17 protein-coding genes and 1 riboswitch are annotated in these 23,770 nt (G+C 57.7%); of the genes, 13 read left to right on the forward strand and 4 right to left on the reverse strand.

What is annotated here, in order from left to right:
- Positions 1-52 precede the first annotated feature (52 nt).
- The 10 genes from DY251_RS14095 (at position 53) to DY251_RS14140 (ending at position 15,653) form a co-directional block, all read left to right on the forward strand.
- On the forward strand, positions 53-949 hold the full coding sequence (locus tag DY251_RS14095; protein WP_116624547.1) for a carbohydrate ABC transporter permease: 897 nt from the start codon (positions 53-55) through the stop codon (positions 947-949).
- The gene (locus tag DY251_RS14100) at positions 942-1,832 is read left to right on the forward strand and encodes a carbohydrate ABC transporter permease (RefSeq protein ID WP_116624548.1); all 891 of its coding nucleotides are present in this window, start codon (positions 942-944) and stop codon (positions 1,830-1,832) included. The genes DY251_RS14095 and DY251_RS14100 overlap by 8 nt, the downstream gene beginning before the upstream one ends.
- 4 nt (positions 1,833-1,836) lie before the next feature.
- Positions 1,837-2,931, forward strand: a complete 1,095-nt coding sequence (locus tag DY251_RS14105; protein ID WP_116624549.1) for an ABC transporter ATP-binding protein — start codon at positions 1,837-1,839, stop codon at positions 2,929-2,931.
- 19 nt (positions 2,932-2,950) lie between these two features.
- Positions 2,951-3,697 carry a sugar phosphate isomerase/epimerase family protein gene (locus tag DY251_RS14110; protein ID WP_116624550.1) on the forward strand — a complete coding sequence of 249 codons (747 nt, stop codon included), beginning with the start codon at positions 2,951-2,953 and terminating at the stop codon, positions 3,695-3,697.
- 12 nt (positions 3,698-3,709) lie between these two features.
- Positions 3,710-4,855 (forward strand): Gfo/Idh/MocA family protein, encoded by a 1,146-nt coding sequence (locus DY251_RS14115; RefSeq protein WP_116624551.1) that lies wholly within the window; start codon positions 3,710-3,712, stop codon positions 4,853-4,855.
- 79 nt (positions 4,856-4,934) lie between these two features.
- Entirely contained in the window at positions 4,935-5,897 is a 963-nt protein-coding gene (locus tag DY251_RS14120) for an aldo/keto reductase (RefSeq protein WP_116624552.1), read from the forward strand.
- A gap of 307 nt (positions 5,898-6,204) precedes the next feature.
- Positions 6,205-11,952 (forward strand): YDG domain-containing protein, encoded by a 5,748-nt coding sequence (locus DY251_RS14125; RefSeq protein WP_158553256.1) that lies wholly within the window; start codon positions 6,205-6,207, stop codon positions 11,950-11,952.
- 11 nt (positions 11,953-11,963) lie between these two features.
- Positions 11,964-13,706 carry a ShlB/FhaC/HecB family hemolysin secretion/activation protein gene (locus DY251_RS14130; protein WP_116624554.1) on the forward strand — a complete coding sequence of 581 codons (1,743 nt, stop codon included), beginning with the start codon at positions 11,964-11,966 and terminating at the stop codon, positions 13,704-13,706.
- 62 nt (positions 13,707-13,768) lie between these two features.
- Positions 13,769-13,977, forward strand: a riboswitch (cobalamin riboswitch).
- 106 nt (positions 13,978-14,083) lie between these two features.
- A complete protein-coding gene (locus tag DY251_RS14135) occupies positions 14,084-14,287 on the forward strand; it encodes a hypothetical protein (RefSeq protein WP_137113524.1) in 204 nt (67 codons plus the stop codon).
- Between the two features lie 142 nt (positions 14,288-14,429).
- Positions 14,430-15,653: an O-antigen ligase family protein gene (locus DY251_RS14140; RefSeq protein WP_116624556.1), complete on the forward strand. Its 1,224-nt coding sequence runs from the start codon at positions 14,430-14,432 to the stop codon at positions 15,651-15,653.
- A gap of 93 nt (positions 15,654-15,746) precedes the next feature.
- Here the strand turns inward: DY251_RS14140 and pcaF are convergent, their stop codons facing one another.
- The 3 genes from pcaF to DY251_RS14155 are packed head-to-tail and all read right to left on the reverse strand — an operon-like array spanning position 15,747 to position 18,339.
- On the reverse strand, positions 15,747-16,946 hold the full coding sequence (gene pcaF, locus DY251_RS14145) for a 3-oxoadipyl-CoA thiolase (RefSeq protein ID WP_116624557.1): 1,200 nt from the start codon (positions 16,944-16,946) through the stop codon (positions 15,747-15,749).
- A gap of 2 nt (positions 16,947-16,948) precedes the next feature.
- Positions 16,949-17,620 carry a CoA transferase subunit B gene (locus tag DY251_RS14150; RefSeq protein ID WP_116624558.1) on the reverse strand — a complete coding sequence of 224 codons (672 nt, stop codon included), beginning with the start codon at positions 17,618-17,620 and terminating at the stop codon, positions 16,949-16,951.
- A complete protein-coding gene (locus tag DY251_RS14155) occupies positions 17,617-18,339 on the reverse strand; it encodes a 3-oxoacid CoA-transferase subunit A (protein WP_116624610.1) in 723 nt (240 codons plus the stop codon). The genes DY251_RS14150 and DY251_RS14155 overlap by 4 nt, the downstream gene beginning before the upstream one ends.
- 109 nt (positions 18,340-18,448) lie before the next feature.
- Between DY251_RS14155 and DY251_RS14160 the strand changes: the two genes are divergently transcribed.
- Positions 18,449-19,204 (forward strand): IclR family transcriptional regulator domain-containing protein, encoded by a 756-nt coding sequence (locus tag DY251_RS14160; protein ID WP_116624611.1) that lies wholly within the window; start codon positions 18,449-18,451, stop codon positions 19,202-19,204.
- 29 nt (positions 19,205-19,233) lie between these two features.
- Here DY251_RS14160 and DY251_RS14165 read toward each other — a convergent pair whose 3' ends face one another.
- Positions 19,234-21,270, reverse strand: coding sequence for an NADH:flavin oxidoreductase (locus DY251_RS14165; protein ID WP_116624559.1), 2,037 nt, complete (start codon positions 21,268-21,270; stop codon positions 19,234-19,236).
- A 142-nt stretch (positions 21,271-21,412) separates the two neighbouring features.
- Here DY251_RS14165 and DY251_RS14170 point away from each other — a divergent pair, with 142 nt between their 5' ends.
- Both DY251_RS14170 and DY251_RS14175 read left to right on the forward strand, forming a co-directional pair.
- The gene (locus DY251_RS14170) at positions 21,413-22,054 is read left to right on the forward strand and encodes a TetR/AcrR family transcriptional regulator (RefSeq protein ID WP_116624560.1); all 642 of its coding nucleotides are present in this window, start codon (positions 21,413-21,415) and stop codon (positions 22,052-22,054) included.
- Positions 22,055-22,099: 45 nt separating this feature from the next.
- On the forward strand, positions 22,100-23,752 hold the full coding sequence (locus DY251_RS14175) for an ABC transporter substrate-binding protein (protein ID WP_116624561.1): 1,653 nt from the start codon (positions 22,100-22,102) through the stop codon (positions 23,750-23,752).
- Positions 23,753-23,770: the final 18 nt, after the last annotated feature.

The following is a 23,770-nucleotide window of genomic DNA, read 5'->3' on the forward strand; positions in this document are numbered from 1 at the left end:
GATAACTCAGGCCGGCCCCGCGCCGGCCTGCCTATCACAACGAGGCTGCAAAATGTCGAGTGCCGGAAAGCGCCCTTCGCAACTCACGCGAAACCTCAGTGCCAAGATCGCTTCGATCCCGATGATGCTGACCGCATTGGTCATCTTCGTCGGCGGCACAGCCTGGACCGTGTTCTATTCCTTCACGAACTCGCGTCTGCTGCCGCGTTTGAACTTTGTCGGCTTCAATCAGTATGAACGGCTTTGGGCCGCGCCGCGCTGGAACGTCGCCGTCGAAAATCTCGCCATCTATGGCGTGTTGATGTTGATCTTTTCGCTCCTCATCGGCTTTGTGCTCGCCGCATTGATGGACCAGAAAATCCGTTTCGAAGATACGTTCAGAACCATCTTCCTTTACCCCTTCGCTCTGTCCTTCATCGTCACCGGCCTTGTCTGGCAATGGCTGCTCAATCCTGATTTCGGCGTGCAAGCGGTGGTGCGTTCGCTTGGCTGGACAAGCTTCACATTCGACCCCCTCTACGACCAGCGGATCGTAATCTACGGCATCCTCATCGCGGCACTTTGGCAGGGCACCGGCCTAGTTATGTGTCTGATGCTGGCAGGTTTGCGCGGCATTGATGAAGACATCTGGAAAGCCGCGCGGGTTGACGGCATCCCGACATGGCGCACCTATGTCCAGATCATCATCCCCATGATGCGCCCGGTCTTCATCACAACACTGGTGATCATCGCCGCCTCCATCGTCAAGGTCTACGATCTCGTCGTCGCGCAAACGAGCGGCGGGCCGGGCATCTCCTCGGAAGTGCCTGCGAAATATGTCTACGACTACATGTTCCACGCGCAGAATTTGGGACAAGGCTTTGCCGCCTCTACCATGATGCTGCTGTCGGTCATCATCATCGTCATTCCGTGGGCCTATCTCGAATTCGGAGGGCGCAAGCATGCTTGATCCTTCCGGCCCGCGCGGCTCGCGTCCGCGCCCCGTGCTTTCGTCGCGCAACATCATCATTTACGGCACGCTTTTCGTCGTCGCATTCTATTACCTGATTCCGCTTTACGTGATGGTCGTGACCTCGCTCAAAGGCATGCCCGAAATCCGCATGGGCAACATCTTTTCCCCGCCGATGGAAATCACTTTCGAGCCGTGGGTGAAGGCTTGGGCAACAGCATGCACCGGGCTGAATTGCGACGGGCTTTCGCGAGGTTTCTGGAACTCGGTGATCATCACCGTTCCGTCCGTCATCGCCTCCATCGCAATAGCGTCCGTAAACGGCTACGCGCTCGCCAACTGGAAGTTCAAAGGCGCGAATATCTTCTTTACGATCCTGATTGTCGGAGCTTTCATCCCCTATCAGATAATGATCTATCCGATTGTCATCATCCTGCGCGACATCGGCCTTTACGGAAGTCTATTCGGCCTCATCATCGTGCATTGCATCTTCGGTATGCCGATCCTCACATTGCTGTTCCGCAATTATTTCTCGGCTTTGCCGCAGGAATTGTTCAAGGCCGCACGCGTTGATGGCGCGGGCTTCTGGCAGATTTTCCTCCGCATCATGCTGCCCATGTCGCTGCCTATCTTCGTGGTTGCGGTCATCCTGCAAGTTACGGGCATCTGGAACGATTTCCTGTTCGGTGTCGTCTACACCCGCCCCGACACCTACCCAATGACAGTGCAGCTCAACAACATCGTCAACTCCGTGCAGGGCGTGAAGGAATACAACGTCAACATGGCCGCCACGATCCTCACGGGGCTGGTTCCGCTCATCATCTACTTCGCTTCGGGCAAGCTATTCGTGCGCGGCATCGCCGCTGGTGCGGTGAAGGGATAGGCGCATGACAATATCCAACGGCACCAGCGTTTCGGTTCGCGAGCTTCGCCTGAATTACGGCAATCTCGAAGTTCTGAAAACGCTCAACCTCGACGTTGCCGACGGCGAGTTTCTAGTCCTGCTCGGGCCCTCGGGCTGCGGCAAGTCTACCCTGCTGAACTGCATCGCCGGATTGCTGGACATCACTGACGGGCAGATATTCATCAAGAGCAAGAACGTTACCTGGCTGGAGCCGAAAGACCGCGACATCGGCATGGTCTTCCAGTCCTATGCGCTCTATCCGCAAATGACCGTCGAGAAAAATCTATCCTTCGGTCTGCGCGTCGCAGGCACCCCGAAGGCGGAAATCGCAGAGCGCATCAGCCGCGCATCGCAGATGCTGCAAATCGAACCGCTTTTGCAGCGCAAACCAGCAGCACTTTCCGGCGGGCAGCGGCAACGTGTCGCCATCGGGCGCGCGCTTGTCCGCGATGTCGATGTGTTCCTGTTCGATGAGCCGCTGAGCAATCTCGACGCCAAGCTGCGTTCAGAACTCCGCGTCGAGATCAAGCGGCTGCACCAGCGCCTGCAAAACACCATGATCTACGTCACCCACGACCAGATCGAGGCCATGACGTTGGCGGATCGCATCGCCGTCATGCGCGGCGGCGTCATTCAGCAACTCGACGCTCCGCAAACCATCTACAACCGCCCCGTCAATCGTTTTGTCGCGGGCTTTCTCGGCTCGCCCGGCATGAATTTCCTCAATGGCAATATCGGCGCGGACGCCTCCACCTTCCAGGTCGGCGACGTATCGGTGCCGCTTGAGCGCTACACATTCGAGCAATCGGTTTCACCCGACGCACCCGTCGTGTTCGGCATCCGCCCCGAGCATATTGCTGTCGGCACCGCTGCCAGCGCACAGCCCTTCAGCCAGAACGTGAAGGTCGAAATCATGGAGCCGATGGGTTCGGATACGCTTGTCTGGTCCAAGCTCGGCGGCAACAATTTCGCCTTCCGTGTCGAAGCCGAAAATCATCTACGAACCGGCGATGTGACGCGGATCGGCTTTGATCCCGCACGAGCCTCAATATTCGACGCAGACGACAACCGCATTTAGCCAACTACAGGAAACGACGATGGACTGGTCCTATCAGCTATATTCCTCCCGCAATCACACGCCATGGCCTGATGTGCTCAAGGGTCTTGCAAAAGCTGGCTACAAGCGTGTCGAAGGCTTCGGCGCCGTCTACGAGGATCCCAAGGCGTTCCGCGACGAGCTGAAGAAGAACGGCCTCACCATGCCGACCGCCCATTTCCCGGTCGAAATGCTGGAGAAGGATTTTGCCAAGGCCGATGCCATCGCCAAGACCTTGGGCGTCAAGGTCATCGTTTGCCCCTATCTCGTAGCCGAAGCACGTCCCACCGCAGCCAAGGGCTGGGACCAGTTCGGCGCGCGCCTCGCCAAGATCGCCAAGCGGGCCAAGGAAGCAGGTTATGGCCTTGCCTGGCACAACCATGATTTCGAGTTCCATCTTCTGCCGGATGGGTCATCGCCCATGCGCCGCATCCTTGACGCCTTTCCCGATATCGGCTGGGAAATGGACGTTGCATGGATCATTCGCGGCGGTACGGATCCCGCTGCGTGGATCGCTGCGTATGGACCGCGCATCGTGGCGGTGCACGTCAAGGACATTGCGCCCGCCGGTCAGAATCTGGATCAGGACGGTTGGTCCGATGTCGGACATGGCGCGGTCGATTGGAAGGGCATCTACAAGCTGCTCCGGTCGAAGAGCAAGGCCAAGTATTTCATCATGGAACACGACAATCCTTCCGATGCGTCGCGCTTCGCCAAACGTTCCATCGCCGCTGTCAGCAAGTTCTGAGGAACATTGAAAATGGCTAAGACACTCGGCATCGGCATTATCGGCTGCGGCAATATTTCGGCCACCTATTTCGGCCTCTCGCCCATGTTCAAGGGCATAGAGGTTCGTGCGGGCGCAGACATCAACATGGACGCAGCAAAGGCGCGCGCCAAGCAATATGGCGTGCGTGCTGAAACCATTGCCGATCTGCTCAAGGCGAAAGACATCGACATCGTCGTAAACCTGACCGTCCCCGCGGCGCACTATGAAGTGTCCAAGCAAATCATCGACGCAGGCAAGCACGTCTATTCGGAAAAGCCATTCGTCCTGTCGGTCAAGGATGGGCAGGACCTGCAAAAGCGTGCCGCGAAAAAAGGTCTGCGCGTCGGCTCCGCGCCGGACACATTTCTGGGCGGCTCGCACCAGTTGGCGCGCCATCTCATCGACAGCGGCAAGCTCGGGAAAATCACCTCCGGCACGCTGCACATAATGAATCACGGCATGGAACACTGGCATCCGAATCCGGACTTCTTCTTCCTGCCCGGCGGCGGTCCCGTCCTCGACCTCGGCCCGTATTACATCGCCGACCTCATAAATCTTATCGGTCCGGTAAAGCGGGTCGCGGCTTTGACCACAATCCCGGCCAAGGAGCGAACCATTTCGTCAAAGCCGCGCAAGGGCGAAAAGCTGAAAGTCGAAACACCGACCACCATCCTCGCGCTGCTGGAGTTCGAGAACGGCGCAGCGGTCACACTGAATGCAAGCTGGGATGTCTGGGCGCACGGTCATTCGCCCATCGAACTCTATGGCGAAGAAGGTTCGCTTTTCATCCCGGACCCGAACTTCTTCGGCGGCGAGGTGCGTTACACAAAGCAGGGCAAGCCTGTCACCAGGGTCGCGAAGTGGGAGCATCCATTCGGTGTGCCGAACCAGCAGCACAGCGAAGGCGCAATGGCGAATTATCGTACAGCCGGTCTGGCGGATATGGCGCTGGCGATCCTGGCCGGTCGTCCGCATCGCTGCTCGCAGGAAGTCGCGCTGCACACGGTCGATGTGATGACGGGCATCCTGCGCTCCGGCGAAACCGGCAAATTCGTCAATATGGTCACGACATGCGAGCGTCCCGCCGCTCTGGGCGTTCAGGAGGCGAAGGCGCTACTGGCCAGCAGACGCAAATAGCCCTGAAGTCCTATTGTTAAACTGCGCGCCTATGACCAGATGGGTATGATAGCCCATCGGCGTCATAAGGAGATGAAGCATGCGGAGTCGTTCGCTCGGACAAACAGGTCTTTCCATCGCACCGCTGGTTTTCGGCGGCAACGTCTTTGGATGGACCATCGATGAACAAACGAGCTTCAAAGTGCTCGACGCGTTCGTCGACCACGGCTTCGACGCAGTCGACACTGCGGACTGCTATTCCGCTTGGGCGCCCGGAAACAAGGGCGGCGAATCCGAGACGATCATCGGAAACTGGCTGGCCTCGCGACCCGGCCGGCGCGACAAGGTCAAGATTTTCACCAAGGTTGGCTCGGTCGATGGCGGGCCACATTCCGGCGGCCTGACTGAGCCGTACATCATTCAAGCCGTAGAGCGCTCGCTCAAGCGCCTGCAGATCGACGTCATCGACCTCTATTTCGCGCATTGGCCGGACCCTGCGGGCACCAGCTATGCCGAAACGCTCGGCGCATTCGACAAGCTTATGAAGGCGGGCAAGGTCAAGGCAATCGGCGTTTCAAACGTCGACGCCGCGCAACTGGCCGCGTCGTTCGAGGCAGCCAAGAGCAACGACCTGCCCGCCTACCAAGTCCTCCAGCCGGAATACAATCTTTACAACCGCTCCTCTTACGAAGGTCCGTTGCGCGATCTCTGCATCGCTAAAAAACTCGGCGTGATCACCTATTTCAGCCTCGCCTCTGGCTTCCTCTCCGGCAAATACCGTTCCTCGGCGGATTTCGGCAAATCCGCGCGCGGCGGCGGAATGGCCAAATATCTGGACAACAAGGGCAAGGCTATCCTTGCCGCGCTGGACGACGTTTCCGCCCGCCATTCTGCAAACCCTGCCGAAGTCGCGCTCGCTTGGCTCATGGCACGCGAGGGCGTAACCGCACCCATCGCCAGCGCCACCAGTCCGGCTCACGTTGCGAGCTTCGCAAAAGCCGCCGCCCTTTCGCTGTCATCAGATGACATGGCGATGCTCACAGCCGCAGGCGAGACGCGCTAAACAACATATCCTGCGACCGGCGGAAAACCGCCGGTCCACCTCGTCCAATAGCACCGAACACCGACGGCAGCCTCGCGGCTCCCCGACTGGCAATTCGCTATGGTCAGGAATTCGTAACCATCCCCACATTTGGGCTGTGGGCGACTTGACCGGGTCAAGTCATATGTTAATCTCCTAATATTAATGATACTAATTAAGCGGAGGCGGATTTATTCCGTTCCGTCTGATGGCGTGCAGAGATTTTGCGCGGAGCGCGGGTCATGTCGACACGCGAGGAAATTCAAGTGATCGGAGTTCTGGCCCCACAATGAAGATCTGCTTTTCCCATTTTGTCCCCTCCTCCCGCAGCACAAATCTGGTTCGGTCGATCTGGCTCAGCTTGCTGGCCTCAACCTCGCTGACCATCCAGCCCGTTCTGGCTCAGGACGTTCTGCCGACAGGCGGCAATGCCACGGCTGGCAGTGTGGTGATTGGAACCACCGGCAACACCATGACGGTGCGACAGGCTACAGACAAAGCCATTGTGAACTGGAACGGCTTCAACGTCGGCGCGGGCAAAAAGGTCGATTTCGTGCAGCCCGGCAGCGGCTCCGCAATCCTGAATCGCGTTACCGGAAGCACCCCCTCCACCGTCGCGGGGCAGATCACCGGCAATGGTCAGGTCTACCTCATCAACCCAAATGGCATCGCGATCACCCAGACTGGCACGGTTAAAGTCGGCAGCGGCTTCGTCGCATCTACGCTCGACATCACCGACAAGGATTTTCTGGCCGGCACCCTTTCCTTCAAGGGCAATGGCGCATCCGCAAACGTGTCGAACGCGGGCGTAGTCACGGTCGGACGCGGTGGCTATGCCGCACTTTTAGGCGGCACTGTTCAGAATAGCGGACTGATCGCAGTTCCGCTCGGCAAGGCCGGGCTTGGCTCAGGCGAGCGCGCAACGCTCGACCTCTCCGGCGACGGCTTCCTGCAAGTCGCGCTTCCCACGAAGGATGGCGCTGAAGGGAACGGCGCGCTCATCACGAACAGTGGCGAAATATCCGCCGAAGGCGGCACGGTCGTCATATCTGCCGCCACGGCACGCGAAGCTGCGCGTAATGCAGTCAACCTGTCCGGCGTCGTCGAAGCGAATACGATCTCTGGCCGCAGCGGTGCAATTGTCATTGGTGGCGGAGATGGCGGCGCGGTCAAAGTCTCCGGCAAGGTTCGTGCGAAAGCGGCGTCTGCCAAGGGCGGCACTGTAACGATCACCGGCAAGGACGTCGCGTTGCAGGGCGCAAAGATCGACGTATCCGGCGCGGCAGGCGGCGGCACGGTTAAAGTGGGCGGCGACTGGCAGGGTTCCGCCGGCACACAGCGCGCGGACACAACCTCCGTCGACAACAACACGACGATCAACGCCGACGCGACGGACAATGGCTCCGGCGGCAAAGTGGTCATCTGGTCTGATTATCTCACCACGTTCGACGGCAACATCTCTTCGCGCGGCGCGGGTGAAGGCAATGGCGGCGATGCCGAAGTCTCTGGCAAGGCAGTGCTTTCCTACACCGGCAAGGCTGATCTTTCTGCCGAGAACGGATCGTTCGGCAATCTGCTGCTGGATCCTTACAACCTCACCATTTCGCTTGGCACCAACAACAATCTCTCGGGCTTCAGCGCGAACGGCGACGACAGCATTCTCAACGTCAGCACATTGCTGGATGCGCCTTCTTTCGCAAACGTCACGGTGAGCACCGGCACGTCCGGCGGGCAGGACGGCGACATCACCGTAGCAGCTCCGATTTGGTGGTCCGACGACACGACGCTCACCCTGCAGGCCGATGGCAACATCAACTTCAACGCAGATGTTATTACTACTGGCACGAATGCTGGTCTCGTCATCCAGACCGGCAACGGCAAAGACTACACATTCGGCAACGCGTCTTCGATCACCCTGTCGGGCGCGAACGCCACGCTCAATATTGGCGGCGTAACCTATGTCTTGGTCCACGACGCGGATGGGTTGGATAGCATCAGCAATGATGCCACGCTCTCATATGCGCTCGCACAAGATCTGGATTTGTCCGACGAACTCTATGAGACATCTGTCATCGCAAACAATTCTCAGGACAGGTTCTCAGGCACACTCGCGGGCCTCGGCAACACGATCTCCAATTTGACGATCAATAGCGCGGAAGACAATGTCGGCTTTATCGGGTCAGCCTTCGGCGCAGTCATTCGCGACATCGGCATCACCAGCGGCAGCATCACCGGTTCGTCAGATACTGGGGCTCTCATAGGCAACAATGAAGGAAGCGTAATTCTCCATGCCTATTCAAGGGCAGACGTCACCGGCCAGAGCGAAGTTGGCGGCCTGATAGGCAAATCGAATGGCGGTTCGCAAAATTTTGTCTACGCAACCGGAAACGTAACCGGAACGGGCATTGCTGGCGGCCTGGTCGGCATGATGCGAGGCTCCGCAATCAAAGATTCCTATGCCAGCGGTTCTGTAACTGGCGCGGCGAACGTCGGTGGCCTTGTCGGCTCCCTGAGCAACGACGACTATTCAACACACAGCACAATAACTCGCTCCTACGCGACAGGCTCGGTCACAAGTGTCGATATGCAGGATGTTGCCGAGAATGTTGGCGGACTAGCCGGCAACAGCAATGAAGGTGAGATCAGAAATTCCTATGCGACGGGCAAGGTCTCGATAGCCAGCGGCACCTCGTCCGACGCAAACGATTATCTCCTTGGCGGCCTGGTTGGCGACAACTACTACGGCACCATCGAGAACTCCTACGCAACTGGCGAAGTTGACGGAGCTGGATGCCTGTCTCTCAGTTGCGTCTACGGCGGCATCGCCGGGCGCAGCGTAGGCGCCATAAGCAATGCCTACTGGGATACCGGCACGTCCGGCGTTTCGATTGGTATCGGCTCTGACCCCACCTCACCCGACGCCATATCGATGAGCACCGCCGACGCATTCAAAGCACAGACTTATAGCGGCTTCGACTTTGCGGCCACCTGGTACATGCTCGACGATTCGCTCCGCCCCTTCCTTATGTCGGAGTGGTCCACCACGATCGCAAATGGCCATCAGCTTCAGTTGATGTCGTTGAACCTAGGGGCATCATACGCGCTTGCGAACGATATCGACCTCGCGGACACGATGGTTGCCGCGCAGATGTGGAATATTGATCGCGGATTCGCGTCTGTAGGATCCGAACCGAACCAGTTCATTGGCACTTTCGATGGCGCGGGTCACACGATTTCGAACCTCTACATCGACCAGTCGAGTATATCAGGCATACACACCGGGCTTTTCGGCTTCACGGCAGAAAGTTCGAATATCAGCAATGTTGGGCTCGTCGGCGGCGACGTAATCGGCAATGATTTTGCGACGGGCAGTCTTGCCGGGGTGAACTACGGCACTATCAAAAACGTCTACGCAACCACCAATGTCGCCGGCAGTTTAGCTGTGGGCGGGCTCGTCGGCTCCAACAATGGGACAATTTCTGTCGCTTATGCGTCTGGAACCATAACCGTTGGAGCGGGAGGCTCAGTCATTGGCGGTCTCGTCGGAACCAGTTCAGGCACCATCAGCGACGCCTACGCAACTGGCAACATACTGAACGATGGCGACATGATGGGCGGTCTTGTCGGCGAAAACAACAGCGGCACAATCACCCGTACTTACGCAACCGGCCAGATATCCGGCACCGGCAACAATATAGGGCAGTTGGTTGGCAGCAACACCGGCGATATCTCAGGCTCTTATTGGCTCTCAAACTCGCTCCCCGGCGTCGCCAGCGGCGGTGGCACCCTCACCACCTCAACCGATCTATTCGAAGCAGATTTTCAGGACACAACAAACTTCCTGCAAACGGCACGCACGGCAGGCTGGAACTTTGAAACGACCTGGGCGCCACCAAGCGAAGACCATTATCCTGAACTTTATGCGTTGACCCCGATTGTCTGGGCGAGCGTTGTCGACACCACGTCAACCTATGGTGACAGCGGGGCAACGATCGCCTCCCTCGAGACATTTTACGGGCCTGACCTCTATGTATTCGATCCCACCGGCGGCGACATCACCTTTGCCAGCGCCGTCATCCCTGTCGATTCATCGTTGACAGCCGGAACTCATGCAATCGATCTGGCGGCACGAAACGATACAGCCGTCAGCGCGAGTGGTATCAACTATCGAGTGTTCTATTTCGGTCAGCAGAGCCTTAGCGTTGGGAAGGCGACACTGACGGCTGCGCTTACCGGAACCGTTTCCAAAACCTACGACGGCAACACCGACGCAAGTCTGGATGCGGAGAACTTCCAACTCACCGGGAAAATAGGTTCGGACAACGTCTATATCGGCGCGACCACCGGCAGCTATGCAAACGCAAATGCCGTCAACGGCATTGGCGTGTCCGTTGTAGATCTCACCTTGTCGGGCACCGCCGCGAACAATTATGTACTCGATACCACGACGCTCTCGGAAACTATCGGGGTTATCCTGCAAGCAGAGCTGACCGCCACGCTCACAGGTTCGGTCACGAAGACGTTTGACGGCAACGATCAAGCCAGTCTCGAAGCCGAAAACTTCCAACTCACCGGCATCATCGGCTCGGACAATGTCTATCTCGATGCGACCACCGGCACGTATGGAATAATCAACGCCGGCGAAAACATTCTTGTATCGGTAGGCGGCCTGGAATTGTCCGGCACTGCTGCCGAAAACTACGTGCTCAACGGAGTATCGCTGTCCGACTATATCGGCACCATCCAGCGAGCCTCCCTCGATGTTGCGCTTACCGGGGACGTGACAAAAGTTTACGACGGCAACAGCACCGCGAGTCTCGGAACCGCGAACTTCCATCTTACGGGCATCGTTGGCTCGGACAATGTCTATGTCGACTCGATGACTGGTACCTATGGCACCGCCAGTGCTGGCACCGGCATTTCCGTTTCCGTCGATGGTCTAGGCCTGTCCGGCCTCAATTCAAACAATTATCAGCTCAGCACCACGACGCTGTCAGATACGATCGGGGTCATCGAGCAGGCCACTCTCAATGCGTCGCTCATCGGCGCGGTCACGAAAACCTATGACGGAAATACCGACGCAAGTTTGGAGGCCGAAAACTTCCAACTCACCGGCATCATCGGCTCGGACAATGTCTATCTCGGTCCGGTCACCGGGACGTTTTCCTCCGCGAATGCAGGCAGCAATATCGGCGTATCCATCTCTGATCTCGCATTGTCCGGCACCGCCGCAGACAATTATGTCCTCGACACCACGACCCTTGCCGCGAATATCGGAACCATCGAACAAGCCACGCTGAATGCCACACTCGTCGGTCCAGTCACCAAAATCTATGACGGCAACACCGATGCGAGTCTGACTTCCGAAAACTTCCAGCTCGCAGGAATCGTCGGCTCCGAAAATGTCTATATAGCTGCGAGAAGCGGCACCTATGGCAGCGCCAATGCCGGGGCCAGCATCAACGTTTCTGTTGACGGCCTCACACTTTCCGGCACGGCCGCAGACAATTACGTACTCAGCGGGCCATCCCTCTCCAACGAAATCGGGACCATTCAAAAAGCTGCGCTGACTGTCATCGCCAATGACGCCATCAAAGATGGCGATGGCATCGCCTATTCCGGTGGCAACGGTGTTGCATATAGCGGCTTTGTCAACGATGAGACGGAAAGTGTCCTGTTGGGAGCGCTGGCTTATGCCGGCAGTTCGCAAGGCGCGCTCAACCCTGGCAACTACATCATAAGCGCGTCGGGGCTCACCGCCGAAAATTATGACCTGACCTTTGTCGACGGTGCATTGACTATCCGGGCAAACGCAAACCCTTGGCCGGTTCGCATCGAAGAGTTACCTGCCAGCTTCCTGCTCGGCGGTTTGCTGCCACCCTCGCTTCCGCGCATATCGTGGCACCGGATTCTAATTTATACGCCAACGCTCATGGGTTCTGAGCCCATTGTGCTGACAATCGAAGATGCATGGCTTTCCGGCTTCCCGTGCTTCACGGGTGGAAGTGCTTCAGCCTGTTCCGGCGGCGACCTGTAGGAGAATTAGCCATGTCAGCTTTCCACAAGAAGCATCGCCTTCTTGCGCTTTCAACTGTCTACATTGCGCTCACCTCCGCTCATCCGGCGTTCGCGCAGACAGCGAGCCAGATCGTGCCGCCAAGCTACGCGCCGCCGACGATTCAACAGGGTCAGGGAGGCATAGTCGTATCCGAAGGTACCGGCCTTGCCACGCCAAAAGGCGCGGAAGCGCTGAAGGTCAAACTGTCCGGCCTCGCGGTTTCCGGCGGGCTTCCCGCTCTTCAGGCAGAAACCAAGGCGATTGAGCAACGCCTCACGAGCAGGCAGGTTTCCGGCGCTGATCTGTTCGCCGCCGCTCGCGATTTGGAAACCGCTTATGCGCGCGCGGGCTACATTCTTGTGCGCGTCTCCCTGCCCCCGCAAACCGTGCGGGACGGTGAGAGCCTGAAGCTCGTCGTCACGAACGGACAGGTTGAAAAGATCGACGCAAGCGCATTGCCTGAGCGTGCTCGCAAACGCGTCGAGGCCATTCTCTCGCCATTGGTCAACAAGCCCGGCGTCACGAAAGCAGAGCTTGAACGGAAAATGCTATTGGCCGGTGACGTTCCTGGATTGATGTTGCGCTCGACCCTTAAAGCGGGTGAAACACCCGGCTCTACCGTGATCGCAGTTGACGGCAAGTATAATCCCGTCACGTTCACCACCGGCGTAGATAATGGGCTCAGTGATGAGCTTGGCGATTGGTCGGCGAATATCGGCGCAAATCTCAACAACGTTCTCGGGCTCGGTGAAGTCACCTATCTTCGCCTGTCAGGCTATCCCGGTTTCGACGACAGCATTTTCGAGAGCAAGCCGCGCAACCGTCAGATTGCCGGCGGCGTCATTTTGCCGTTGGGCATCGATGGCTTGTGGCTAAATCTCGAAGGCGTCGACAGCCGCACCCACCCAAAGACCGAGCTAGCCCTCTCCTCGCTCGATCACTACAGCAAGCTGTCAGCGCGGCTCGGCTATAGCTGGGTGCGCAGCCGCAACTTCAACACCAGCACTGTGTTGAGCTTCGACGCCACCAACGAAAAGCAGCAATTGGACGTCGGCACAGGCGACCACCTGGATTTCAGTGAGGATCGGGTGCGCGCCTTGCGGTTCACCCAAAACGCCGACACCTATTTTTCATTCGGCGGTTTCCTGTCAGGTTCCGCCACGCTGTCCTTGGGTCTTGATGCTTTGGGCGCGCGTCACGCAACTGCAGCATTGCCGCTTTCGCGCGAAGGTGCAGAGCCCGATTTCACCAAGTTCGAGGTCGAGTTGCACTACAATCAGTCCTTCGCATCTGATGCTGTCCGGCTATCGCTCGCCGGTAAGGCACAAACATCGTTCGGCGATCCGCTCGTGTCGTCCGAGCAGATGGGACTGGGCGGTTTCAACTGGCTGTCAGCCTATGAAAGCGGCGCGATACAAGGCGACAGTGCGCTGGTCGCGCGCGGCGATCTGGCCTTTCCGCTTACGCGCTCTCCTTACGAAATCGCACCGAATTTCGGCGCGACCGTCGTGCCTTATGTCTTTGCCGCCGCGGGCCTTGCCAAGCTTGAAAACCCCACTGCGCTTGAAGAGGCGAACACTCATGCAACCTCGTTCGGCGCTGGCGTCCATTTTGGCCTCGGCCAGAAAGCGAGCCAGAACGCATCGGATTTGATGCTGGAATTCGCACACGGCACATCATCAAATGATGAAACGGAAAACCGCTTCAACATCCGTTTTGCAGCTCAATTCTGATCGGTGGGGCCCAGACTCCAGGAATTTGAAAACCACCAATTGACAACCTAGCATCACAAATCCCAAGATGTAGTCGTCATGGTTCTTCTGAGTCCTTTGGGCTCGGGAGCTAAGAGGGAAGCCGGTACCGTTCACGGGAAGCCGGCGCTGCCCCCGCAACTGTAAGCGGTGAGTTTACGTCGAATACGCCACTGGCACGCTCGCGTGTTGGGAAGGCCGGCGGAAGCAACGACCCGCGAGCCAGGAGACCTGCCCTGACGAAATGAAACGTCCACGGGCGGGGTGTCCCGGAGGTGCGCTTGCGTTGTCGGGCCATCACCCGGAATCAGCTTGCGTCCGCCAATGCTCCGTCCCCAGCACCGTCGGGGATGATGATGATGACCGCTACTGCAATTCCAGAAGATGTCTTCCTGTCATGGCTGCTCGCGCAGCCGGCAGGCACGAATCTCGTTCGCGCCGCGAGTGCGGAAATTCATCGTCTCGGCGATTACGCGGGCCAGCACCCCGGCCCTCAGCGTTTACTCGAAATGTTCGTGGAGTTGCGAAATGCGCTCGAAAGAAAGAGCACCAAACTTCAATAACGACATATTTGCCTGACCGACACAGCACCCTCGCGCTCGATAATTCTACGCATGCCGCAGTTCACTATATGTTTTATATATTGCTAATTTAGCATATAATCAATACACAGCCACTTATCTTTCCAGATCGTGGCTGAAGCGAATGTTCGGCGCCAACATCGCGTACCTTTTCCTGTTTCCATTTTTCTATTTCGTTTACCTCGGATCCGCCGCCGGCATCTGGAACACCTCTTCATATTTCGGCAGCGTCGCGATTGCGACCGTAGCGATCTACGTGCTGATATTCCCGATCCCCGTCATGAGACGGATGAGCGCAGCGTCCGGCAAGTCGGCATTATTCATCACGCTTTTGCTTTGGTGCGCGCTCTGGACATTATGGCATTGGTACGAAACGGATAAATATCCGGCGGAGGCCTACACTCAGATAATCCAAATGATCCTGTTCTGGGTCGCCTTGTTTTTCGTGGGGCTATTTGTTGACCCCAGCCGCAAACAAACTTTCAGGATAGCGGGAATATCCATTGCGGCGATGATCGCGGTTTCGGCCTATTTCGTGGATGCGGAAACCCGCATGGTCAATCTGCGCAGTGTCTTCGATACGGAAAGCATCCCTAGCTATCAGGGCTTCGCGAATGCGGCACTCCTGACCGGGCTTCTCCTGCTCTCGAACCTTCGCGGGCGGCGCTGGCGGCTCTTCTGGATGGTTGTGTGCGCAGCGCTCTTATTCGTAAATGGCGCTCGCTCCGAGTTTGTCGGTTTCCTCGCGGCGACAGGCATCGTTGAAGGTATCAGCATTCTCCGCAAGCCCAAAGCAATCTTCTCAACTTCTGTCGCTTTGATCCCCCTGTATTTCATAATCAGTGACAGGTGGTCCGACATTGAAAATTCAAGACAGATGCAATTGCTGGATTTTGCAAACTCAACATCATGGATTGCGCGTCAAGATTTCATGCAACTCGCGCTGGACCAGATTGCTGCGCACCCTATTAGCGGTGTTTTCGCAGGCCATTTCGAATGGGAATGGCCGGTTAGTGCGGGCGCTTACGCCCATAACGCACTATCTGCCTGGGTAAGCTTTGGAATAATCGGCTTTTCTCTCTATGTCCTTCTCACACTCATCTGCGTGAAAAGCTCGCTTTCGTTGCTGGAGCACGCGGAGGTGTCACCAACTTTCCGCCTTTCCGCCTATGTAAATATTCTGAGCTTCATTTTGATAATCGCCTCAAAAAATGTGTTCTGGCCGGTGATCGCGCTCGGCTGGGGACTGACAATCAACAGCACCGCCAAGCTCAAGGAAATTAACCGGCATAACGCAGCACGCGTGATACCGGGGTCAGTTGAGAGCTGTCCCGACTGCGCCGATTAGCACCGCCTTCACTTCTATGGTGCCGGCATCCTGATTTGCCTCGCGCTTGGGGCATTGCGGCAAAACTACCCACGCGCTGATGACTCGCTCAATCTAGACTCGCTCGAGCGCCACTGCGATGCCCTGCCCTACCCCGATACACATGGTCGAAAGGGCATATTTGCCGCCGATCTTTTGCAATTCCAGCGCAGCCGTGCCGGTGATGCGTGCTCCGGACATGCCGAGAGGATGTCCGAGTGCAATCGCGCCGCCGTTGCGGTTCACACGTGGGTCGTCGTCAGCAATGCCCAAATCGCGCAGCGTCGCGAGCCCTTGCGATGCAAACGCCTCGTTAAGCTCGATCACGTCAAACTGCTCCTGCCCTAGCCCAAGCCGGGCCATAAGTTTCTTGGAGGCTGGCGCAGGACCGATGCCCATGATGCGCGGCGGCACCCCAGCGGTCGCGCCGCCAAGCACGCGCGCAATGGGCGTGAGGCCATAGCGTTTTGCGGCCGCTTCCGATGCGACGATCAGCGCCGCGGCTCCGTCATTCACACCGGAGGCGTTACCTGCCGTCACCGACCCATTCGCGAACAGCGGCTTGAGCTTGCCCAACGCTTCCATAGACGTCTCGCGCGGGTGTTCGTCACGCGTGACAAGCACCGGCTCACACTTGCGTTGCGGCACCGCCACCGGTGCAATTTCTTCAGCCAGCCGGCCGCTCTGCTGCGCAGCCGCAGCCTTTGCCTGCGAGGCAAGCGCCATGCGATCCTGGTCCTCGCGGCTCACGCCAAAATCGTCGGCCACGGTTTGCCCCGTCTGCGGCATGGAGTCCGTTCCGTAGAGTCGGTGCATGACGGGATTAACGAAGCGCCAGCCGATCGTGGTGTCGTAAATCTCCGCATTGCGGGAAAAAGCAGTGTCCGCCTTCGGCAAAACAAATGGCGCGCGCGACATGCTTTCCACACCGCCGGCGATGATCAACTCCGCCTGCCCAGCGCCGATTGCCCGCGCCGCAGTGATGACGGCATCCATGCCGGAGCCGCACAGCCGGTTGATCGTCGCTCCGGGAACATCGAGTGGCAGCCCCGCAAGCAATAGCGACATGCGCGCCACATTGCGGTTGTCCTCACCGGCCTGATTTGCGCAGCCGAAAATGACGTCATCTACCGCAGCCCAATCCACCCCTGTGTTGCGCTCCATAAGCGCCCTGAGCGGGATCGCGCCCAGATCGTCGGGGCGAATGGAAGAGAGCGCGCCACCGAAGCGGCCAATGGGCGTACGGATATAATCGCAAATGAACGCGTCGGTCATGTTTATACTTCCGCAACAATGAGGTCGGTTACAGGGCCGTCGAAATGCAACTTCGCGCCAGTCATGGCCTGAAGCGCTTCAAGGGATATGGATGGCAGCTTCTCGCGCAATACAAAATGGCCGCCTTCCACATCGACCACCGCAAGTGACGTGTAAATGCGTGTGACACAGCCAACGCCGGTCAAAGGCAGCGAACACCGCTCCAGAAGCTTGGGCGTGCCGTCCTTTGTCACATGTTCGGTAATAACCGCCACACGCTTCGCGCCGTGCACAAGGTCCATCGCGCCGCCCACCGCCGGAACACCTTTCGGCCCGGTTGACCAGTTGGCAAGGTCGCCGTTTTCCGCCACCTGATAAGCACCGAGAATGGCGACATCCAGATGCCCGCCACGCACCATTGCAAAACTGTCGGCATGGTCGAAAAACGATGCGCCGGGCTTCAGCGTAATCGCCTTCTTACCGGCGTTTATGAGGTCCCAATCTTCCTCGCCTTGTGGTGGCGCCTCGCCAAAGCCGAGCACGCCGTTCTCCGTATGGAAGATGGCCTGTCGCCCCGGCGGCTGGAACGTGGCCACCATTTCGGGAAAGCCAATGCCGAGATTGACATAAGCGCCGTCGGCGATGTCCTGCGCCGCGCGCCAAGCAATCTGCGCGTTGGATAGCTTCTCCGTCATGGATAGCGCACTCCAGTGCGGTTCAGTTCTTCTTCCTGGGCAGGATTGGCGACCTCCACCACCGCATTGACAAAGATGCCCGGCGTGATGACGGTTTCAGGGTCGATTTCACCCGGCGCGACGATACGGCTCACCTGCACGACCGTCCTGTGCCCTGCCATCGCCATGAGCGGCGAGAAGTTGCGAGCCGCCATGTGATAGGTCAGGTTACCGTGGCTGTCGCCCAGTTCCGCCTTGATCAGCGCAAAATCGGCCTTCAGCCAGCGCTCCATGACATATGAACGGCCCTCGAATTCCATGACGGGTCTGCCCTTGGCCAGATCGGTTCCGAACGAGGAAGGGGTGTAAAAGGCCGGGATGCCTGCGCCGCCTGCGCGAATACGCTCAGCCAGCGTGCCCTGCGGCACCAGTTGCAGCTCGATCTCGCCCGCCATGTATTTCTCGGTGAACATTTTCGGATCGGATGAGCGAGGAAAGGAGCAGACCATCGTCGCCACCATGCCCTGCTTTATCATCGCGGCGAGGCCGACATGGCCGTTACCGGCATTGTTGTTTATGACAGTGAGACATTTCGGGCTGCCTGTAGCGACAAAGCGATCTATCAGCGCGTGAATCAGTTCGATGGGCGTTCCCGAGCCGCCGAAGCCGCCAATCATGATCGACGCGCCATCTTGAATATCGGCAACTGCCTCCGCAAGCGTGGCAATTCGTTTGTCCATGGCGCTCTCCCGCACTACGGCCATCAGATACATTCACTCACTCAGCAGATGTAGCGCGCTGTTCGCATCGTTGACATTTGTTCACTATGTGTACATTCTCGTGCGCAGCATGAACAAAACGGATATAATATCCTCGCTGGCGAAAGGCTTGCACGTGCTCGAAGCCTTCGGGTCGGAGCGTCCACGCTTGAGCATTTCGCAAGTGTCCGAAGCTACCGGATTGGATCGCGCCACCGCGCGCCGGTGCCTGCTCACCCTCCACCAGTTCGGTTACGCCCATCATGACGGCAAATTCTTCACGCTCACGCCGCGCGTGCTGAGGCTGGGCGTCGGAGCTTTGGCTGCGCTGCCGTTGGCACAGGTCGTGCAGCCGTGGCTCGAACAATTGTCAGAGAAATTAGGGCAATCGACATCCGTCGCCATCCTCGACGAGACGGAGATTGTTTATCTGGCTCGCGCAGCGCAACGAAAGGTAATGTCGATAGGGCTGATGCCTGGTTCGCGGCTGCCGGCTCACTGCACCTCGCTCGGCCGGGTGCTTCTGGCGGCATTGCCGGAGAAGGAAGCGCGCGCCATCGTGATGCGCTCGAACCTCGCGCCGCGCACGTCCTTTAGCCTGACCGACCCCGAGGAAATCTTTGGCCGAATAGAAGCCGCGCGCGCCGATGGCTACGCATTGATTGATCAGGAAGTGGAAACCGGCCTGCGCTCGATAGCCGTGCCAATCTATTCGGCGAGGGGTCGCGTCGTCGGCGCTTTGAACACAGGCGTGTCGACAACGGCCGTCTCAGTGGACGATCTCCTCTCAATCTTCCTGCCTGCCCTACTCAAAGTGCAGGGCGCGTTGCGGTCGGTGCTGACTTAGGGCGTCTTTTTGCGACCGATACCGATAGCTTACAGATTTCTGACAAGCCGCAGCGCGTCATAAATCGCAGCATGTGTGTTTCGTGAAGACACGGCGTCGCCGATTCTGAAAAGCTGGAATGCTCCGTGCGGATTGCGTTCCAGAACCTGCGGTTTGCCATCGATCAGGTCAGTGTAATCGGCCTCGCCAAGATTGCTCGAATCCGGCTTCAGCTCGAAGTAGAGATCGTCAAGCGGTATGGTTCCGTGATTGATCACGATCTGGTCGAAGCTGCGCTGCTTGGCGACGCCGCCATAATCGCTGCCAATATGTGCCAGCAATTGGTTGCCACTTTTCTCAACGGATTCCAGTCTGAACGTAACGGTGAAAGTCGTGTCCAGCTTTTGCAAAGAGCGCATGTATGGCACGAGGTTCATGCCCATCACCTCAGGCGAAAATGTCCGGTCCGGTGTCATTATCTCGACCCTCGCACCCGTACCCGCAATGAACTCCGCTGCCTGCAATGCAGCAGGGTCGCCTGCGTCGTCGTAGACCAGCACATTGGTGCCCGGCTTCACGTCTCCCGAAATTATATCCCAGGTCGATACGACCAGATCATTGCCGGATTTCAACACTTCGGTGTCCGGCATTCCACCGGTTGCGATGATTACGACATCGGCGTTCTCGGCCTTGATAGTGCTGGCTTCAGCCCAGCTGTTGTAATGGATGGCCACACCTAGACGTTCGCACTGCGCAAGACGCCAATCGATGATGCTTATCATCTCGCGGCGGCGGGGGCTTTGAGCGGTAAGCCGGATCTGGCCACCTGCTACGCTGGCCGCTTCATGCACGACAACTTCATGGCCGCGCTCGCCCGCTACACGCGCGGCTTCAAGACCGGCGGGGCCCGCTCCGACAATCACGATTTTCTTGCGCTTCTCCGCCTTGTCGATCGCATGCGGCATGGTCGTCTCGCGTCCGGTCGAAGGGTTGTGGATGCAATAGGCCGCGCCTCCCTGATAGATGCGGTCGAGACAGTAGTTCGCGCCGACGCAGGGGCGTATGTCGTCCTCGCGCCGTTCGATGATTTTTCTGACGATATGGGGATCGGTCATGTGCGCGCGCGTCATCCCCACCATGTCCACCTTGCCGGAAGCGATGGCATGCCGCGCCGTCGCCACATCAGGAATCTTGGCTGCGTGGAAAGTTGGAAAGTCGGTCAAGGCGCGAATTTCGCCCGCAAAGTCGAGATGGGGCGAGTTGGCCATGCCCTGAATGGGGATAACATCGGTTAGCGCGGCATCAGTATCGATGTGGCCTCGGATGACGTTGAGGAAGTCGATCAGGCCACTATTTTTCAGGCGCCTGGTTATTTCGAAGCCTTCTGTCTTGCCATAACCATCGTCCATGCACTCGTCGGCAGAGTATCGCACACCGACGATAAAGTCCGGCCCGACACGATCCCGGATCGCTCGTAACACGTCGAACGCGAAGTGCATGCGATTGTCCAGTGAACCACCATAGTCGCCATCAAGCGTGTTCGTCGCAGGCGACCAGAACTGGTCGATCAGATGCCCGTAGCACTCCAGCTCGATGCCATCCATGCCGCCCGCCTTCATGCGCTCTGCCGCATCGGCAAAGTCTGCGATCACGCGCGTGATGTCCCAGTCCTCTGCCTTTTTGGGAAACGCGCGATGTGCAGGTTCCCGCCTGTGCGAAGGCGCGATTACAGGCAACCAGTCGCCCTTGTCCCATCGTGTGCGGCGGCCGAGATGTGTAAGCTGGATCATCACTGCCGCACCATGCTCATGCACAGCGTCGGTCAGTTCCTTGATCCACGGCACCACCTCGTCCTTGTATGCGAGGATGTTGTTGAACGCAGGCGGGCTGTCTCTTGCAACTGCAGCAGAACCAGCAGTCATCGTCAGCGCTACCCCACCTTTCGCGCGCTCGACATGGTAGGCCCGGTAGCGCTCTTTCGGCATGCCGTCATCAGGATAGGCCGGCTCATGGGATGTAACGATGATGCGATTTCGCAACTTCAAATGCTTGAGTTGGTAGGGCTGAAGGAGAGGGTCGCTTGACACTGCCGGGCTCCAAAAAAGGTCTGCCACCCACACTATTTTATTAATGTACACCTATGTCAAGTTAAACGACGTGAAAGTTTACTAACACGACATCCATGAACATTTTTGTTGCGCGAGGAAAAGAAACTGTTACGCTTCGGCAATGGACCAGAAGACCAATGAAACTGGCTGGCGGGGATCACCGGATGCGTGGCTTCAAGCTGCGTATGACGCTCTGATTGATACCGGGGTGGATGGCGTGCGCATCCTGCCGCTGGCCAAGCGGCTCAACCTTTCGCGCACAAGTTTCTATTGGTTTTTTCAGGATCGCGAGGCACTGCTTTCCGCTCTCGTCACGCGTTGGAAAGATAAGAATACCGGCGCCATCGTGAAGCGTTCAGAAGCTTATGCGGACAGCATCGCAGAGGCCATGCTGAACGTTTTCGATTGCTGGCTCGACACCGAGTTGTTCGACTCGCAACTGGAGTTCGCCATTCGAAGCTGGGCGTTGCAATCATCAGACGTGCTTGTCGATGTTCAGATGGCCGACCAGCTCCGGCTGGAGGCGCTGACCCAGCTTTTTGTTCGCTTTGGATATGATGCTGTCGTGGCCGACGTGCGGGCGCGCACCACCTATCTCATCCAGATTGGCTACATCACCATGCAGACACGCGAGGACGTCGCCGTGCGCATGAAGCGAATTCCCAGTTACGTCGAGATATTTACAGGGCAAGCACCAGAGCCGCGAGAGTTGGCGCGTTTCTTTGCCCGCCATGAATACGAGGAACAGACCCGAACAGGCTGACAGTCAACCCACCTCAAAAGTCGGAAAGACAGGGAGGAAAGACACATGGCATTCTTCAAGAACAATGGCAGTCGCGTGCCGCGCGTCGTTGAGCGCATGGCGCAAGAAACCAAAGCCGGACGAATGGACCGACGCGAATTTCTCGCCATCGCCTCATCGCTCGGTGCGTCAACGGCAATCGCCTACGGCATGATCGGGCTGTCCGTCCCCATCGAGGCAAGAGCGGAAGAGCCGAAGAAAGGCGGCGTGCTTCACATTGCCATGTCGGTCAAAGCGCAGAAGGACCCCCGTACTTATGATTGGGTCGAACTGGGTAACGCCGCTCGAACATTCCTTGAACCGCTCGTTCGTTACACCCGTGAATTCACCTTCGAACCCGTTTTGCTGGAAAGCTGGGAAGTCAACGAAAACGCCACTGAATATCTGCTGAAGGTGCGCCAGGGCGTGACGTGGAATAATGGCGACGAATTCAAAGCAGATGACGTGATCTTCAATCTGAACCGCTGGGCCGACAAGAAGGCAGCAGGCAATTCTATGGCTGCGCGTGTCAGCTCTCTGATCGACGAGGCAACCGGCAAGGCCAAGGAAGGCGCGATCAGCAAAGTGGACGATCATACGATCAAGCTGAAGCTGAACGATTCCGACATTTCGATCATTGCGAATTTTACGGATTATCCTGGCCTGATTGTGCATCCGAGCTTCGATTCGACCGGTGGCGATCTGGTGAAGAACCCCATTGGAACCGGCGCGTTTGAACTTGTTTCATACGATGTCGGCTCGCGAGTGGTCGTAAAGCGCCGCGAAAACGGCAAGTGGTGGGGCGGTGAGGCACTGTTGGATGGTGTCGAGTTCATCGACTATGGCACCGACCCGTCGGCAATCGTCAGCGCCTTCGAATCCGGCGAAATTGACGTAAATCAGGAAACGCCATCCGACTACGTCGATATATTGGACAAGCTGGATCTCGTGCGCTCTGAAGTGGCTACAGCCACGACACTGGTGGCGCGCACCAATGTCGCCAACAAACCTTATGACGACAAGCGCGTGCGCAACGCGCTGCAAATGGCGGTCGACAACAACGTCGTTTTGCAGCTTGGCTATGATGGCCTCGGCACGGTTGGCGAGAACCATCACGTCGCTCCAATCCATCCCGAATATGCCGAACTGCCGAAAAAAGTCCGCGATATCGAGGGCGCGAAAAAGCTCATCGCAGAAGCTGGCGCGGGTGACTTCGAACACGAACTGATCACCATCGAGGACGCTTGGCAGAAGAACACCGGCGACGCCATTGCAGGGCAATTGCGAGAGGCAGGCATCAAGGTGAAACGTACTGTCCTGCCCGGCTCGACCTTCTGGAACGACTGGACGAAATATCCCTATTCCATGACGATCTGGTACATGCGGCCGCTCGGCGTGCAGGTGCTGGCGCTGGGTTACCGCACCGGTGAGGCATGGAACGAGTCAGGATATTCGGACCCGAATTTCGACGCCAAGCTGAAAGAAGCGCTGGCCATCAGCGAGCCGGACAAACGCCGCGTCGTCATGAAGGATCTGGAAACAATCCTGCAGGATTCGGGCGTGATCATTCAGCCTTATTGGCAATCGCTTGTTTGCCACATGTCCAAGAAGGTGAAGGATTTCGGTATTCACCAGACATTCCAGCTCGACTTGCAGAAGGTCTGGCTGGAGGAGGCTTGATCCGAAACCGATAGCGCC

It is taken from the genome of Mesorhizobium denitrificans (assembly GCF_003403035.1).
GTDB lineage: Bacteria > Pseudomonadota > Alphaproteobacteria > Rhizobiales > Rhizobiaceae > Mesorhizobium_G > Mesorhizobium_G denitrificans.

Excerpts from the sequence above, each read along its gene's own strand:
- DY251_RS14110 (WP_116624550.1), top strand. The coding sequence starts at position 2,951 with ATGGACTGGTCCTATCAGCTATATTCCTCCCGCAATCACACGCCATGG.
- DY251_RS14135 (WP_137113524.1), top strand. The coding sequence starts at position 14,084 with ATGACCGCTACTGCAATTCCAGAAGATGTCTTCCTGTCATGGCTGCTC.
- DY251_RS14170 (WP_116624560.1), top strand. The coding sequence starts at position 21,413 with ATGGACCAGAAGACCAATGAAACTGGCTGGCGGGGATCACCGGATGCG.
- DY251_RS14120 (WP_116624552.1), top strand. The coding sequence starts at position 4,935 with ATGCGGAGTCGTTCGCTCGGACAAACAGGTCTTTCCATCGCACCGCTG.
- pcaF (WP_116624557.1), bottom strand. The coding sequence starts at position 16,946 with ATGACCGACGCGTTCATTTGCGATTATATCCGTACGCCCATTGGCCGC.
- DY251_RS14115 (WP_116624551.1), top strand. The coding sequence starts at position 3,710 with ATGGCTAAGACACTCGGCATCGGCATTATCGGCTGCGGCAATATTTCG.
- DY251_RS14105 (WP_116624549.1), top strand. The coding sequence starts at position 1,837 with ATGACAATATCCAACGGCACCAGCGTTTCGGTTCGCGAGCTTCGCCTG.
- DY251_RS14155 (WP_116624610.1), bottom strand. The coding sequence starts at position 18,339 with ATGGACAAACGAATTGCCACGCTTGCGGAGGCAGTTGCCGATATTCAA.
- DY251_RS14175 (WP_116624561.1), top strand. The coding sequence starts at position 22,100 with ATGGCATTCTTCAAGAACAATGGCAGTCGCGTGCCGCGCGTCGTTGAG.
- DY251_RS14095 (WP_116624547.1), top strand. The coding sequence starts at position 53 with ATGTCGAGTGCCGGAAAGCGCCCTTCGCAACTCACGCGAAACCTCAGT.
- DY251_RS14160 (WP_116624611.1), top strand. The coding sequence starts at position 18,449 with ATGAACAAAACGGATATAATATCCTCGCTGGCGAAAGGCTTGCACGTG.
- DY251_RS14140 (WP_116624556.1), top strand. The coding sequence starts at position 14,430 with ATGTTCGGCGCCAACATCGCGTACCTTTTCCTGTTTCCATTTTTCTAT.
- DY251_RS14125 (WP_158553256.1), top strand. The coding sequence starts at position 6,205 with ATGAAGATCTGCTTTTCCCATTTTGTCCCCTCCTCCCGCAGCACAAAT.
- DY251_RS14130 (WP_116624554.1), top strand. The coding sequence starts at position 11,964 with ATGTCAGCTTTCCACAAGAAGCATCGCCTTCTTGCGCTTTCAACTGTC.
- DY251_RS14150 (WP_116624558.1), bottom strand. The coding sequence starts at position 17,620 with ATGACGGAGAAGCTATCCAACGCGCAGATTGCTTGGCGCGCGGCGCAG.
- DY251_RS14100 (WP_116624548.1), top strand. The coding sequence starts at position 942 with ATGCTTGATCCTTCCGGCCCGCGCGGCTCGCGTCCGCGCCCCGTGCTT.